General features: G+C 68.8%; 14 protein-coding genes. 12 read left to right on the plus strand and 2 right to left on the minus strand.

Annotated features, from left to right (window positions below; translation table 11 throughout):
- Positions 1-12: 12 nt before the first annotated feature.
- Positions 13-936 (minus strand): formate/nitrite transporter family protein, encoded by a 924-nt coding sequence (locus tag J7E45_RS00465; protein WP_308162010.1) that lies wholly within the window; start codon positions 934-936, stop codon positions 13-15.
- A gap of 256 nt (positions 937-1,192) precedes the next feature.
- Between J7E45_RS00465 and J7E45_RS00470 the strand changes: the two genes are divergently transcribed.
- A complete protein-coding gene (locus J7E45_RS00470; RefSeq protein ID WP_215066404.1) occupies positions 1,193-2,431 on the plus strand; it encodes an FAD-dependent oxidoreductase in 1,239 nt (412 codons plus the stop codon).
- A 22-nt stretch (positions 2,432-2,453) separates the two neighbouring features.
- Here J7E45_RS00470 and J7E45_RS00475 read toward each other — a convergent pair whose 3' ends face one another.
- A complete protein-coding gene (locus tag J7E45_RS00475) occupies positions 2,454-2,774 on the minus strand; it encodes a hypothetical protein (RefSeq protein ID WP_215066406.1) in 321 nt (106 codons plus the stop codon).
- Positions 2,775-2,878: 104 nt separating this feature from the next.
- Between J7E45_RS00475 and J7E45_RS00480 the strand changes: the two genes are divergently transcribed.
- The 11 genes from J7E45_RS00480 (at position 2,879) to aroQ (ending at position 14,209) form a co-directional block, all read left to right on the plus strand.
- The gene (locus J7E45_RS00480) at positions 2,879-4,267 is read left to right on the plus strand and encodes a replication-associated recombination protein A (RefSeq protein ID WP_215066408.1); all 1,389 of its coding nucleotides are present in this window, start codon (positions 2,879-2,881) and stop codon (positions 4,265-4,267) included.
- 182 nt (positions 4,268-4,449) lie between these two features.
- Positions 4,450-5,079, plus strand: coding sequence for a 30S ribosomal protein S4 (gene rpsD / locus J7E45_RS00485; protein ID WP_029263334.1), 630 nt, complete (start codon positions 4,450-4,452; stop codon positions 5,077-5,079).
- 125 nt (positions 5,080-5,204) lie between these two features.
- Positions 5,205-5,393, plus strand: coding sequence for a hypothetical protein (locus tag J7E45_RS00490; protein ID WP_029263335.1), 189 nt, complete (start codon positions 5,205-5,207; stop codon positions 5,391-5,393).
- Between the two features lie 55 nt (positions 5,394-5,448).
- The gene (alaS, locus tag J7E45_RS00495; protein WP_215066409.1) at positions 5,449-8,109 is read left to right on the plus strand and encodes an alanine--tRNA ligase; all 2,661 of its coding nucleotides are present in this window, start codon (positions 5,449-5,451) and stop codon (positions 8,107-8,109) included.
- The gene (gene ruvX, locus J7E45_RS00500) at positions 8,106-8,579 is read left to right on the plus strand and encodes a Holliday junction resolvase RuvX (protein ID WP_215066411.1); all 474 of its coding nucleotides are present in this window, start codon (positions 8,106-8,108) and stop codon (positions 8,577-8,579) included. The genes alaS and ruvX overlap by 4 nt, the downstream gene beginning before the upstream one ends.
- 2 nt (positions 8,580-8,581) lie before the next feature.
- The gene (mltG, locus tag J7E45_RS00505) at positions 8,582-10,081 is read left to right on the plus strand and encodes an endolytic transglycosylase MltG (protein WP_215066413.1); all 1,500 of its coding nucleotides are present in this window, start codon (positions 8,582-8,584) and stop codon (positions 10,079-10,081) included.
- Between the two features lie 4 nt (positions 10,082-10,085).
- A complete protein-coding gene (locus J7E45_RS00510; protein ID WP_215066416.1) occupies positions 10,086-10,898 on the plus strand; it encodes a shikimate dehydrogenase in 813 nt (270 codons plus the stop codon).
- A 60-nt stretch (positions 10,899-10,958) separates the two neighbouring features.
- Complete coding sequence (aroC, locus tag J7E45_RS00515) at positions 10,959-12,188, plus strand: chorismate synthase (RefSeq protein WP_215066421.1); 1,230 nt, start codon at positions 10,959-10,961, stop codon at positions 12,186-12,188.
- Complete coding sequence (locus J7E45_RS00520; protein WP_029263341.1) at positions 12,172-12,693, plus strand: shikimate kinase; 522 nt, start codon at positions 12,172-12,174, stop codon at positions 12,691-12,693. Before aroC ends, J7E45_RS00520 begins: the two co-directional genes overlap by 17 nt.
- Complete coding sequence (aroB, locus tag J7E45_RS00525) at positions 12,690-13,778, plus strand: 3-dehydroquinate synthase (protein ID WP_215066427.1); 1,089 nt, start codon at positions 12,690-12,692, stop codon at positions 13,776-13,778. Before J7E45_RS00520 ends, aroB begins: the two co-directional genes overlap by 4 nt.
- Complete coding sequence (gene aroQ / locus J7E45_RS00530; RefSeq protein ID WP_215066429.1) at positions 13,775-14,209, plus strand: type II 3-dehydroquinate dehydratase; 435 nt, start codon at positions 13,775-13,777, stop codon at positions 14,207-14,209. The genes aroB and aroQ overlap by 4 nt, the downstream gene beginning before the upstream one ends.
- The last annotated feature ends 10 nt before the right edge of the window (positions 14,210-14,219 follow it).

Below are 14,219 nucleotides of genomic sequence, written 5' to 3' on the forward strand. Positions count from 1 at the left end.
TGCTCATCCCGGTCAGACCCGCGACGGCTCCCGCTCAGCCGCGCTGGTGTCGAGGCCCGCTGCCGGCTCGGCCGCTGCGGTCATCTCGACGACCGACACGCGCGACCGGCGCTCGGTTCGGCGCGCCTCGCGGGCGGCCCGCGCCTTCGGGCGGCCGTGCGTGTAGTAGATCGGCAGACCGACGAAGAGCAGCCCGCCGACGAGGTTCCCCACGACCGTCGGCAGCTCATTCCAGACGAGGTAGTCCCAGACGGTGAAGTCGGCGCCCATCAGGAGTCCGGAGGGGAACAGGAACATGTTCACGATCGAGTGCTCGAAGCCCATGTAGAAGAAGAGCATGATCGGCAGCCACATCGCGACGATCTTGCCGATCGTGCTGTCCGACACCATCGCGAGCACCACGCCGGTCGAGACCATCCAGTTGCACAGCACGCCGCGGATGAAGAGCGTCAGCATCCCGGCGGCACCGTGATCCGCGTACCCGACCGTGCGCCCGTGGCCGATCTCGCTGATCGCCTCGCCCACGGCGCTGGGTGCGGTCGAGAATCCGTAGGTGAAGTACACGGCCATCAGGATCGCGACGAGGAAGGCACCGCCGAAGTTGCCGAGGAAGACGAGACCCCAGTTGCGCATCAGTGCACCGAACGTGGCACCGGGGCGACGGTCGAGCACGGCGAGCGGTCCGAGCGTGAATACGCCGGTGAGCAGGTCGTAGCCGAGCAGATAGAGCATCACGAAACCGACCGGGAACAGGACGGCGCCCAGTAGCGGCTGACCCGTCTGCGTCGAGACCGTGACCGCGAAGGCGGCGGCGATGGTGAGGAGCGCGGCGCCCAAGAACGCGCGGATCAGAGTGTCGCGGGTCGACAGCTGCAGCTTGTAGGCGCCGGCATCGACCATGCGTGTGGCGAGCTCGGCGGGCTTGATGTAGGACACAGGACCTCCACGGGGACGGGAGCACGGATGCTCGACTGACTCGAGCATGCGCGAGCCTCGTTTCCGGGGGCCGCATGTGAGGTTACGGCTGTGGAGCGAATCCCTCACTTCCCGTTCATCGCGGTGTGAGACGACTGTCGTTATGTATCCGTGATGCGATCGTTCGCGGCGCGAAACATCTCGCGTGACATCCGAGAAACACGGGCCGAATAGCGTCACGGGTACGGCACGATCGCCGCCGACAGGAGCCGTACCGATGAATCATCCGCTCACCACCGAGATCGTCGTCGTCGGTGCGGGGATGGCGGCCCAGCATTTCGTCGAACAGCTCGTGCAGCGGGCGGGCGATGACGTGCGGGTCACGGTGATCGGCGACGAGGGGCGCGCCCCGTACGACCGCACGCGGCTGCGGGAGCTGTTCCTCGGCGGCTCGGCTGACGACCTCCCGCTGCCGTTCGCGGCATTCGAGGATGACCGCGTCGAGTTGGTCCTCGACGATCGTGTGCTGCACATCGACCGTCGGGCGAAGACCGTGCGCACCCGTTCCCGCCGCCTGCATCGGTACGACCTCCTCGTGCTCGCGACCGGGGCTTCCGCCGGCAGGGTGGCGGTGGAAGGTGCGGGGCTTCCCGGCTGCTTCTCGTATCGCACCGTCGAAGATGCGGAGGCGCTGCGTGACTTCGTGGGCGCACGCGCGTCGGAGCTCGAGCGGGATCTGCGCGGGGTGGTCGTCGGCGGCGGCCCCATCGGGCTCGAGGCCGCCGGGGCGCTGCAGGCCATCGGGGTCGATGCCACGGTGGTGCAGTACGCGGATCGGCTGATGGAGGCGCAGCTCGACGGCACCGCCGGAAGCATCGTGAAACGCCATCTGCAGGCTCGGGGGATCGCGGTGCGCACGGGGACACGCGTGACGCGGCTGGACCCGGACGAGTCCGGCGTCGTCACGGCGATCGAGTTCCAGGACGGCTCCTTCCAACGTGTCGACGTCGTCGTGTTCACGGTCGGGTTGCGAGCCCGCGACGAGCTCGCCCGCAATGCCGGGATCGCGGTTCATCCCTACGGAGGCATCGTCATCGACGACACCTGCCAGACCTCGGATCCGTCGGTGTTGGCCATCGGCGAGGTCGCCAGTCTCGACGGACGCCGATTCGGTCTCGTCGCTCCGGCCCGCGACATGGCCGATGTGGCGGTGGGGCGCGTCCTCGGGCACGACGCGAGGTTCGCCGGTTTCGACGAATCCGCTGCCATCACCCTGGCCGGCGTCGATGTGGCGAGTTTCGGGGACGCGCTCGCACGGACGCCGGACGCGGTCGACGTGCTCTACGCGGATCCCGTCGCCGGGGTCTACCGCAAGCTGGTGCTGGCGGGAGACGCACACACGCTTCTCGGGGGGATCCTGGTCGGCGACGCCTCGGCGTATCCGGCTCTGCACACCCTGGTCGGCGCCCGCCTCGAAGCGGACCCGTCGTCGTATGTGCTGCCGAACCGCGGCTAGCGAGGCCCGTCGGCCCGGTGCGCTACTCCGCGGGGCTCTCGGAGGGGAGCGGTGCCGGGCTCTCCGAAGGCGCGTCGGTGGGAACCGTCGTCGGTGCGTCGGTCGGCGCGGTCGTCGGCTCGACGGTGGGAGTCGGAGCTGGCTCCGGTGCGGTCACCTGCGCGTGCACGACCTGACTGCCGATCGCGGCGACGACGATGAGGCTGCCGACGATCGCGGCGATCGTGTTGTCGCGGACGCGGCGCCGGATCTGCCCGTCGTGCCACTGGGTGCGCGCGGTGTGCAGTCGTGCGCGCTCTGCAGCGGTGCGTGACTGTGCGTTCTTGGAACCGCGTGCGGCCATGCCCTGGATCTCCCGTTCCGACGCCGGTACGCAGCGTCGCCTGAGAGCCTACCGGGACGCGCCCGCTCGTCCGAAGTGTCGGGGGCCGCCGGTAGCCTGGAGGGATGACGTCCCCTGCCGCGCTGCTCTCCGGGCAGACGCCTCTCGCCGTGCGCATGCGCCCGATCTCGCTCGACGAGGTCGCGGGGCAGCGGCACCTGTTGCGTGCAGGGTCTCCCATCGTCGCCCTCGCCGATCCGGAGGCGACCTCGCCCGGAGCGGTCTCGATCATCCTCTGGGGGCCGCCGGGCACCGGAAAGACCACGCTTGCGCAGGCGATCGCGCGCTCGTCCGGGCGCCGCTTCGTCGAGCTGTCCGCCATCACCGCCGGCGTCAAAGACGTGCGCGAGGTGATGCAGGAGGCGATCACGCAGCGCGACCTCTACGGTCAGACCACGATCCTCTTCCTCGATGAGATCCACCGGTTCACGAAGGCGCAGCAAGACGCTCTGCTGCCCGGCGTCGAGAACGGGTGGGTGATCCTGATCGCCGCGACCACCGAGAACCCGTCGTTCTCCGTGATCTCTCCGCTGCTGTCGCGTTCCCTGCTGCTCACGCTGCAGCCGCTCACCGACGACGACATCGGCGTGCTCGTCGATCGCGCGGTCGTCGATGCGCGGGGTCTGAACGGCGCCGTCGCACTGAGCAGCGAGGCGCGGGCCGCGCTGATCCGGCTCGCATCCGGAGACGCCAGGCGTGCGCTCACCGGTCTCGAGGCCGGCGCCGCCGTCGCTCTCTCGCACGCGTCCGCCGCGGAGAGTGATTCCGACGACGGTGAGGCCAGTGAATCGGCCACGGCAGACGATGCAGCGACGGTGCCCGAGGTCTCCGCCGACGACGTCGCGCAGGCCGTCGACAAGGCGCTGCTGCGCTACGACCGGCAGGGCGACGAGCACTACGACGTCATCAGTGCGTTCATCAAGTCGATCAGGGGGTCCGACCCCGATGCGGCCCTGCACTACCTCGCGCGCATGATCGAAGCGGGGGAGGACCCGCGGTTCATCGCCCGGCGCCTGGTGATCTCCGCGTCGGAAGACGTCGGTCTGGCCGACCCTCAGGGTCTCGTCATCGCCGTCGCCGCTGCCGACGCGGTGGCGTTCATCGGCATGCCGGAGGGACGCATCCCGCTTGCCGAGGCGACCGTGTACCTCGCCACCACCGCGAAATCGAACGCCGCCTATGTGGGAATCGATGCCGCGATCGCCGACATCCGCTCCGGCGGCTTCGGACGTGTGCCGCTGCACCTGCGCGACGCGCACTATCCGGGGGCCAAGCGCCTCGGCCACGGCCGCGGTTACGTGTACTCGCACGACAGCGAGTACGGCGTGGTGGCGCAGCAGTACCTGCCGGACGAGCTCGACGGCAAGCACTACTACGAGCCGAAGAACCTGGGCGCCGAGCGCGACATCGGTTCGCGGCTCGAGCGCATCCGCCGCATCCTCGGCGACCGGTGACCCGCACGATCGGCCGCGGAGCCGCGATCTGTTAGACTTGAGCGGCTCGAAACCGTGTTTTCGGGCATCTCCTCGTTCACACCACACCTTGCTGGCGCCCCGGCGTGCGCTCCAAGGCAGAACGCGGACGATACGTCCGTGGGTCGTGAAAGTCGCGACCACGTCATCGGAAGGACAGCTTCGTGACCACGAAGTCCCAGGACCGCCGCAAGGTGCGTCTGAGCCGTGCCCTCGGCATCCCGCTCACCCCGAAGGCCGCCCGCTACCTCGAGAAGCGTCCCTACGCTCCGGGTGAGCACGGCCGCACCAAGCGCAAGGCAGACAGCGACTACGCCGTCCGTCTGCGTGAGAAGCAGCGTCTGCGCGAGCAGTACGGCATCCGCGAGAAGCAGATGCGCAACACGTTCAACGAGGCCCGTCGTCACGACGGTCTGACCGGTGAGAACCTGGTCGAGCTCCTCGAGATGCGTCTCGACGCACTCGTGGTGCGTTCGGGCTTCGCCCGCACCACCGCACAGGCTCGCCAGCTCGTCGTGCACCGTCACATCCTCGTCGACGGCCAGCTCGTCGACCGCCCGTCGTTCCGCGTGAAGCCGGGTCAGCTCATCCACGTCAAGCCCAAGAGCGAGGGCACCGAGCCCTTCCAGGTGGCAGCAGCCGGCGGTCACGCCGAGGTTCTGCCTCCCGTTCCCGGCTACCTCGAGGTCGAGCTCGACAAGCTCCAGTCGCGTCTTGTCCGTCGTCCGAAGCGCGCCGAGGTCCCCGTGACCTGTGAAGTGCAGCTCGTCGTCGAGTACTACGCAGCACGCTGAGCATCGCTCACGCTGCTCTCTGAGAGCAGCAGCGCAAGAGGCGTCGGGGTGACCCGACGCCTCTTGTCGTTTCGGCATACGATGGTGACACCGCGCCTTCGCGGATCAAGGGCAAGGATGACGACATGAAGAACGTGCAATGGTTCCTGGTCGGTGTGATCGGCGGCTTCGTCGCGGCTCACTTCATGAACAAGGACCCGCGCGGTCACGACATCCTCGCCGAGGTCGACGCCAGGATCAACGGTTTCACCGCACTCATCGGCGACGCCTACCGCGAGCAGGAGGCACGGCTCACGGAGCCGGGCGACAACTGAACCACCGCAGCAGCGCCACGGCGCGGCATCTTCACGCAAGGACACCCGGCACTCTATGAAAACTGCGGAGATCGCGCAGCGTTACCTCGACTTCTTCGAGAAGAACGACCACCTCATCGTCCCTTCGGCCTCGCTGGTCAGCGACGACCCTTCGCTGCTGTTCACGGTCGCCGGGATGGTGCCGATGATCCCGTATCTCACGGGTGTCGTCCCCGCCCCGCATCCTCGCATCGCCGATGTGCAGAAGTGCATCCGCACGAACGACATCGAAGAGGTCGGTCGCACCGCGCGTCACGGCACGTTCTTCCAGATGCTGGGCAACTGGTCGTTCGGCGACTACTTCAAAGAAGGCGCGATCCGCTACGCCTGGGAGCTGCTGACGAGCTCCGAGTCCGACGGCGGTCTCGGTTTCGACGAGAAGGACCTTTGGGTCACCGTCTACGAGACCGACGACGAGGCCGAGGCCATCTGGCGCGACATCATCGGACTGAAGCCCGAGCGCATCCAGCGGCTGGGGCGTGCGGACAACTACTGGAACACCGGCCAGCCCGGTCCCGGTGGCCCCGACTCCGAGATCTTCTTCGATCGAGGACCGGCATACGGCAAAGACGGCGGCCCGGCCGTCGACGACACGAGGTTCCTGGAGATCTGGAACCTCGTGTTCATGCAGGACTTCATCGAGAACATCCGTGGCAAGACCGAGTTCGATATCGTCGGCGAGCTGCCGATGAAGAACATCGACACCGGCATGGGACTCGAGCGCGTCGCTTTCCTCAAGCAGGGCGTCGAGAACATGTACGAGTCGGACCAGGTGCGTCCGGTGCTGGACCGCGCCATCGAGCTCTCCGGACGCCGCTACGGCGTGCAGCACGAGGATGACGTGCGCTTCCGCGTCGTCGCCGACCACGTGCGCTCCTCGCTCATGCTCCTCTCCGACGGGGTTCGTCCCTCCAACGAGGGACGCGGGTACATCCTCCGCCGCCTGATGCGCCGCACGGTTCGCTCCATGCGCCTCCTGGGCGTCGATGAGCCGGTGTTCCCGGAACTGTTCGCCGCATCGCGCGACGTGATGAAGACGACCTACCCGGAGCTCGAGAAGGACTGGTCAGTGCTCTCGGCCTCGGCCTTCGCCGAGGAGGAGACCTTCCGTCGCACGCTCGTCGCCGGTTCGACGATTCTCGACCTCGCTCTGGACGAGACCAAGAAGGGCGGCGGCAAGACCCTCAGTGGTCCCGAGGCCTTCCTGCTGCACGACACCTACGGCTTCCCGATCGATCTCACCCTCGAGGTTGCCGAAGAGGCCGGGCTCGAGGTCGACCGCACCGCATTCGACACGCTCATGCAGGAGCAGCGCCAGCGCGCCAAGGCTGACGCTCGCAATCGCAAGCGCCAGCTCGCCGACGTCTCGGTGTACCGCGACCTGCGCGCCCTGGGCGAGACCGGCTTCGACGGATACACGGCGCTCGAAGTCGAATCGCGTGTGATCGGGCTCCTCGTCGACGGGGTCCCGGTGCGCAGCGCCGCCGAGGGACAGATCGCCGAGGTCGTGCTCAGCGAGACCACCCTGTATGCGGAATCGGGCGGACAGGTCGCCGACAAGGGCACGATCGTCGGACCGGGCTACGAGCTCGAGGTCCTCGACGTGCAGAAGCCCGTTCCCGGTCTCATCAGCCACACCGTCGAGGTCGTCCGCGGAAGCGTCGCGGTCGATGACATCGCGACGACCGTCGTCGATGCCGCCAATCGCCGCGCGGCACGCCAGGCGCACTCCGCGACTCACCTCGTGCACGCCGCCCTCCGCGACACGCTCGGACCGACCGCGACGCAGGCGGGTTCGTTGAACCGTGCCGGCTACATGCGATTCGACTTCTCCTGGTCGCAGGCGCTCTCCGCCGACACCCGCAGCGAGATCGAGGAGATCACCAACCGCGCGGTGCAGGACGCCCTCGAGGTGACCACCCGCATCGTCTCCCTCGACGAGGCGAAGGAAGCCGGCGCCATGGCGCTGTTCGGCGAGAAGTACGGCGACGTCGTACGCATGGTCGACATCGGCGGCCCCTGGTCGCGTGAGCTGTGCGCAGGCACGCACGTGGGCACGAGCGCCGAGATCGGTCTGGTCAGCCTCGTCGGAGAATCGTCCGTCGGTGCATCCAACCGTCGTATCGAGGCCCTCGTCGGCGCCGACGCCTTCCGCGAGCTTGCGGCGGAACGGGCGATCGTCTCGCAGCTCACCAGCTCGCTGAAGACGCCCCGCGAGCAGCTGCCCGAGCGCATCGCCGATCTCACGGCGAGCCTGAAGGCCGCCGAAAAGCGCATCGCGCAGTTCGAGTCCAAAGAGCGCGCGGGGCAGATCCCGGCGATCGTCGAGGCCGCGAAGCGCGTCGGCGCCTTCCGGCTGGCAGCACTCAACCTCGGCGACGTGGCATCTGCCGATGATGTGCGCGACCTCGTCAACGGCGTGCGCGATCGGCTCGGCTCCGATGCTGCGGTCGTCGCCCTCGGTGCGGTCGTCAACGGTCGCCCGGTCGTGGTCGTGGCGACGAACGATGCTGCTCGAACCGCCGGCGCGAAGGCGGGAGCGCTCGCGAAGCGTGCCGCCGGCGTGCTCGGCGGCGGCGGAGGAGGACGCGACGATGTCGCGCAGGGAGGCGGCGCGGATGCCACGGCACTTCCCGCGGCCCTCGAGGCCATCTCGCAGGAGCTGCACGGCGCGTGAGCGGCTTCCGCCGCGGTGTGCGGCTCGGCATCGACGTGGGTCGGGCGAGGGTCGGCGTCGCCCGCTGCGACCCCGACGGCATGCTCGCCGTGCCGGTCGAGACGGTCCCTCGGGATGAAGCATCGATCGATCGCCTGATACAGCTCGCGGGGGAGTACGAGCCCCTGGAGTTCGTCGTCGGACTCCCGGTGAACATGCAGGGTGTCGACACGCCGTCGACCACCGATGCGCGGGAGTTCGCGGCCGCTCTCCAGCAGCGCAGCGGCATCGTCGTGCGCCTGGTGGACGAGCGGCTGAGCACCGTGACCGCGCACGCCGCCCTGCGCAGTTCCGGGAGATCTCAGAAGAAGTCTCGTAGCATTGTGGATCAGGTCGCCGCCGTGGTGCTTCTGCAGCAGGCGATCGATATGGAGAAGAGCACCGGAAACCCGGCCGGTGCGGCCATCTCGCCTGACGAGGAGCACGCCTGACGATGTCCGAACGCGACAACGAAACGCCGCGGCATGACGCAGACTCCCGCCTGGGGGAGCTGTTCGAGAACCTTCCGGAGCCGACCACGCAGATTCCGACGGTCGACAACAGTGCGCCCGCTCCGGGGTCGCGTCGTGCGGCTCGTGAAGCCGCCTCGGGCGATGCCGCCGCCCCTTCGAACGGCGCATCGGGTGATCCCCTGCAGCCATCACCTGTCCCGGTCCGTGCTTCCGCCGACGAGGCGGTCGCCGCCAACGGCGAGTCGCCGTCGCCGATCCCGGTGCGCGACTCCGCCGATGCCGCCGACACGCCGACGCGAGCCGTTCCCGTGGTCGCATCGCCGGCGGCAGCCGCAGCGCCGGAGCCCGTGATCGGCGGGGGGCTCGACGATCTCTTCGCCCCGCATGACGATCACGTCGACGCCAAGCCGAAGAAGAAGCGTCGCAAGGGATGTCTGATCGCGCTGATCATCGTCCTCGCGATCGTCGGTGGACTCGCGGGAGCCGGTGTCTGGGTGGCGAACACCTACGGCGACCGGATCAGCGAGGCCATGGGCTGGGGCGCGCCGAAGGACTGGGAAGCGGGGCAGGCGACCGGCGAAGCCCTGGTCACGATCAAGGAAGGCGACACCGGCGGGCCGGTCTCGATCGCTCTCCACGAAGCGGGTGTCACGAAGACCGAGGATGTGTTCTACGACTATCTCGTCGACGAGGGCATCAACCCGACGTTCTACCCGGGTGTCTACCGCCTGCAGCAGAAGATGACTGCCGAGGCCGCTCTCGCCGCTCTCGAGGACGAGGCCAACAAGCTCGAGAACACGGTGTCGGTCGGGGAGGGCGCGACGATCGTCTCGTCGCTGCCGGCGATGGCCGAGACGCTCGGGCTTCCGCTCGCCGACTTCGAGGCCGCGGTAAAGGACCCGTCGCAGTACGGAGTCGACGCGAGGAGCCTTGAAGGCTGGCTGTTCCCGGCCGTGTACACCTTCGATCCTGAGGTCACCCCGACACAGGTCATCCAGCGGATGGTCGACCGCACCCGCCAGGCGCTCGATGAGGCAGGAGTGCCGCCCGAAGACGCGCAGCGCGTGCTGACGATCGCCTCGATCATCCAGCGTGAAGGCCGACTGGACGACTTCGCCAAGGTGTCGCGAGTCATCCAGAACCGCCTGGACATCGACATGCTGCTGCAGATGGACTCGACCGCCCAGTACGGCTACGGATCGCTGCACGAGGGCGTCGTCTCGAGCTCCAAGGAAGCGCTCGAGAGCGACAACGAGTGGAACACCTATAAGCGCCAGGGGCTCCCCGCGACCCCGATCTCGAGCGCGAGCGACGCTGCCATCGATGCCGCCATGCATCCGGTGGACGGTCCCTGGCTGTACTTCGTCACGATCAATCTGGACACCGGAGAGACACAGTTCTCCGAGACCATGTCCGAGCACGAACAGGGGATCGAGAAGTGGCGCGCGTGGTGCCGGGACAACCCCGACGCGGGCTGCTGAGACGGTGACCGGTACCCGTCTGGCGGTCTGGGGCGACCCGATCGCGCACTCCAAGTCGCCGGACCTGCATGCCGCGGCCTACCGCGTGCTGGGCGTGGACTGGCAGTACGGACGCCGTCAGGTCACGGCACCCGCGTTCGCGGGCGCCCTCGCGGAACTCGACGACTCCTGGCGTGGTCTCTCCCTGACCATGCCCTTGAAGGAGGAGGCGTTCCGCGCCGCGGCGACGAAGGATGCCCACGCTGAACTCACCGGTGCTGTCAACACCCTGCTGCTCGGGGACGCGCCCGCGGGGTTCAACACCGATGTCGGCGGGATCGTCGACGCGCTGGCCGAGGCCGGCGTGACCGAGGCGGGAACGGTCCGCATCCTCGGGGCCGGTGCCACGGCCGCCTCTGCCCTCGTAGCGGCGATGGAGCTGGGTGCGACCCGCGTGTTCGTGCACGCCCGACGACCCGAGCGGGCGGCCGGACTGGTGGCGCTCGGAGCGCACATCGGTGTCCTGGTGGAGACGCAGCCGCTCGATGCGAAGCCCTCGCGCGCCGATCTCACGATCGCGACTCTGCCCAGTGGGACCGCGCTTCCTGCCGACACCTCGACGGCATTGGCCGAGAGCGGGGGAGCGCTGTTCGATGCCGCCTACGCGCCGTGGCCTTCGGCTCTCGCGGCGGGTTGGGGCGACGGGGCCGTGATCTCCGGACTCGGCATGCTGCTGCACCAGGCCGTTCGTCAGATCCGCGTCTTCCATCACCGGGATCCCCGCACAGAGCTGCCGGATGAGGACTCGGTCGTCGCCGCGATGCGCGCCGCGCTCTGACCCGACGCGCAGGACGAAACGCGGCGCAGCGGGGGTCCGAACCCGTGGGAGACTGGAGCAATGCTCCGCGTGCTCACGGCCGGCGAATCCCACGGCCCAGAACTCATCGCCGTCATGGAGGGTCTGCCCTCCGGCGTCCCTGTCTCCTCCGAAGCCATCCAGGCCGATCTCGCCCGCCGCAAGCTGGGCTACGGCCGTGGCTCGCGAATGAAGTTCGAGCAGGATGAGCTGACCCTCTCGGGCGGCGTCCGTCACGGAAAGAGCCTGGGTAGCCCGATCGCCCTGCGCATCGGTAACACCGAGTGGCCGAAGTGGATCGAGGTCATGAACCCCGAGCCCGTCGAGCTCACCGACAAGTCCCGCGGGCGCAGCGCTCCGCTCACGCGCCCGCGCCCGGGTCACGCCGACCTGGTGGGCATGCAGAAGTACGACTTCGACGAGGCGCGTCCGATCCTCGAGCGTGCGAGTGCTCGAGAGACGGCCGCACGCGTCGCGCTCGGTGCCATCGCCCGTTCGTTCCTCGGCGAGCTCGGCATCCGTCTGGTCAGCCACACGCTCTCGATCGGTCCGGTGCAGGTTCCTCCGGGGTCTGCTCTTCCGACTCCAGACGACGTGGATGCCCTGGACGCCGATCCGCTGCGTTGCTTCGACCCCGCGACCTCGGCACTGATGGTCGCCGAGGTCGACGATGCGAAGAAGGACGGCGACACGCTCGGCGGCATCGTGGAGGTGCTGGCGTACGGCCTCCCGCCCGGGCTCGGCTCGCACGTGCACTGGGACCGGCGCCTGGACGGCCGTCTCGCCCAGGCACTGATGAGCATCCAGGCGATCAAGGGCGTCGAAGTGGGCGATGGATTCGAGACCACGCGCCGTCGTGGCTCGGCGGCGCACGACGAGCTGTTCGCGACCGCTGACGGCATCACGCGCGGCTCCGACCGCGCCGGCGGCACCGAGGGCGGTATGTCCACGGGAACCGTCCTGCGCGTGCGTGCCGGCATGAAGCCGATCGCCACGGTGCCGCACGCGCTGCGCACCATCGACATCGCGACCGGCGACGACGCGACCGCCCACCACCAGCGCTCCGACGTGTGCGCGGTTCCCGCTGCGGGTGTGGTCGCCGAGGCCATGGTCGCGGTCGAGCTGGCGAACGCCGTGCTCGAGAAGTTCGGCGGCGACAGCATCCGTGAGACGCGGCGCAACCTCGACGGGTACCTCGACGGCATCCCCGCGGAGCTGCGCACGACACCCGCGTCCGAGGCGGCGCTCATCGCGCATGACGAGCGAGGCTGACCCGCTGACGCTGGTGCTGGTCGGCCCGATGGCCGCCGGCAAGACCAGCGTCGGTCGACGCGTCGCGCGTCGACTGGGAGTCGCCTTCGTCGACACCGACAAGCGCATCGTCGCGACGCACGGCCCGATCCCTGCCATCTTCGCCGAGCACGGAGAGGCGCACTTCCGCGACCTCGAGCGGGCAGCGGTGGCGGAGGCGCTCTCCGAGGGCGGCGTGATCTCCCTCGGAGGCGGCGCGGTGACGCAGGCCGACACGCGCGATCTGCTCAAGGATCAACCGGTCGTCTTCCTGACGGTGAGCGTCGACGCGGTGGCCGACCGGCTGCGCGGCAGCAATCGCCCCCTGCTGGCGGGCGAGGAGGATCCGGTCGAGCGCTGGAAGAAGATCTTCGAGGAACGCCGGAGGTGGTACGCCGAGGTCGCCTCGACGACCTTCGACACCTCACGTCGTCCGATGCAGAGGATCGCGGACGACATCGTGACATGGAGGAGAGAGCAGCGATGAGCACGACGACCATCAGTGTCACCGGAAACGATGCCTACGACATCACGATCGGGCGGGGGATCCTCGAGCAGGTCTCCGCTGCCCTCGCGCCGGGTGTGCGCAAGATCCTGGTCGTGCACCCGCCGACGCTCGCGGCGCGCGCGGCTGAGCTGCGGGACCGTCTGCTCGCCGACACGGCCGAAGGGCCGCGCGAAGTTCTGCTCGCCGAGATCCCGGACGCGGAGCAGGGCAAGCGCATCGAGGTCGCCGCATTCTGCTGGCAGGTCATGGGGCAGGCCGACTTCACCCGCAGCGACGCCGTCGTCGGCTACGGCGGCGGTGCAGTGACCGATCTCGCAGGTTTCGTCGCGGCGACCTGGCTGCGCGGTGTGCAGCTGGTCCAGGTGCCCACCACCGTTCTCGGGCTGGTCGACGCCGCGGTCGGCGGGAAGACCGGCGTGAACACCGCCGAGGGCAAGAACCTCGTCGGCGCCTTCTGGGCCCCCAGCGCCGTGATCGGCGACCTCGACGAGCTCGCCAGCCTGAGCCCGAACGAGGCGACCGCAGGGTTCGCCGAGGTGGTCAAGGCGGGGTTCATCTGGGCGCCGGAGATCCTCGACATCATCGAGGCCGATCCCGTTCGCGCAGTGGACACGACGACGGATGAGTTCCGCCGTGCGATCGAACTGGCGATCGGCATGAAGGCCGAGGTGGTCTCCGACGACTTCCGCGAGGCCGGGCTCCGCGAGATCCTCAACTACGGACACACCCTCGGGCACGCGATCGAGCACGCCGAGCGGTATCGCTGGCGGCATGGCGCGGCGGTCTCGGTGGGGATGCTGTACGCCGCGGAACTCTCACGCCTTGCCGGCCGGCTCTCGGATACCGCGGCTGAGCGCCACCGCACCATCCTGGAGTCGCTGGGTCTTCCCACGTCTTACCGGGCGGGCGCGTGGCCGCAGCTGCTCGCCACGATGCAGCGCGACAAGAAGAGTCGCGGCGGGATGCTGCGGTTCATCCTGCTCGACGACATCGCCAAGCCCACCGTGCTGCAGGCCCCGGACGAGTCGCTGATGTTCGCCGCCTACCAGGAGGTGGGTGCGTGACCCGCCGCATCCTCCTGGTCAACGGCCCGAACCTGAACCTGCTGGGCACGCGCGAACCCGATGTCTACGGCACCGCCACGCTCGCCGACGTCGAGCGGATCACCGCTGCTGCCGCCGCCGAGTTCGATTTCGAGGTGCGCGCGGTGCAGAGCAATCACGAAGGCGTCCTGATCGACGCCATCCACGCCGCGCGCGAGGACTGCGCGGCCATCGTGATCAACCCCGGGGGGCTCACGCACACGTCCGTAGTGCTGCGGGACGCGCTGACCGGTGTCGCGCTGCCGTTCGCCGAGGTGCACATCTCCGATGTGTACGCCCGAGAAGAGTTCCGCCACCACTCTTACCTGCATGACGTCGCAGTGGTGCGCGTCATCGGCCGCGGCGTCGACGGCTACGCTGACGCCGTGCGCGAACTGGTCACGCACCTCTGATCGAAGCGAG

This window comes from Microbacterium sp. ISL-59 (assembly GCF_018613945.1).
GTDB lineage: Bacteria > Actinomycetota > Actinomycetes > Actinomycetales > Microbacteriaceae > Microbacterium > Microbacterium oxydans_B.

What these genes read in the sequence shown, in the direction of transcription:
- J7E45_RS00480 (WP_215066408.1), top strand. Translation starts at nt 2,879, where the DNA reads ATGACGTCCCCTGCCGCGCTGCTCTCCGGGCAGACGCCTCTCGCCGTG.
- J7E45_RS00490 (WP_029263335.1), top strand. Translation starts at nt 5,205, where the DNA reads ATGAAGAACGTGCAATGGTTCCTGGTCGGTGTGATCGGCGGCTTCGTC.
- J7E45_RS00470 (WP_215066404.1), top strand. Translation starts at nt 1,193, where the DNA reads ATGAATCATCCGCTCACCACCGAGATCGTCGTCGTCGGTGCGGGGATG.
- J7E45_RS00520 (WP_029263341.1), top strand. Translation starts at nt 12,172, where the DNA reads ATGACGAGCGAGGCTGACCCGCTGACGCTGGTGCTGGTCGGCCCGATG.
- J7E45_RS00475 (WP_215066406.1), bottom strand. Translation starts at nt 2,774, where the DNA reads ATGGCCGCACGCGGTTCCAAGAACGCACAGTCACGCACCGCTGCAGAG.
- alaS (WP_215066409.1), top strand. Translation starts at nt 5,449, where the DNA reads ATGAAAACTGCGGAGATCGCGCAGCGTTACCTCGACTTCTTCGAGAAG.
- aroB (WP_215066427.1), top strand. Translation starts at nt 12,690, where the DNA reads ATGAGCACGACGACCATCAGTGTCACCGGAAACGATGCCTACGACATC.
- mltG (WP_215066413.1), top strand. Translation starts at nt 8,582, where the DNA reads ATGTCCGAACGCGACAACGAAACGCCGCGGCATGACGCAGACTCCCGC.
- aroC (WP_215066421.1), top strand. Translation starts at nt 10,959, where the DNA reads ATGCTCCGCGTGCTCACGGCCGGCGAATCCCACGGCCCAGAACTCATC.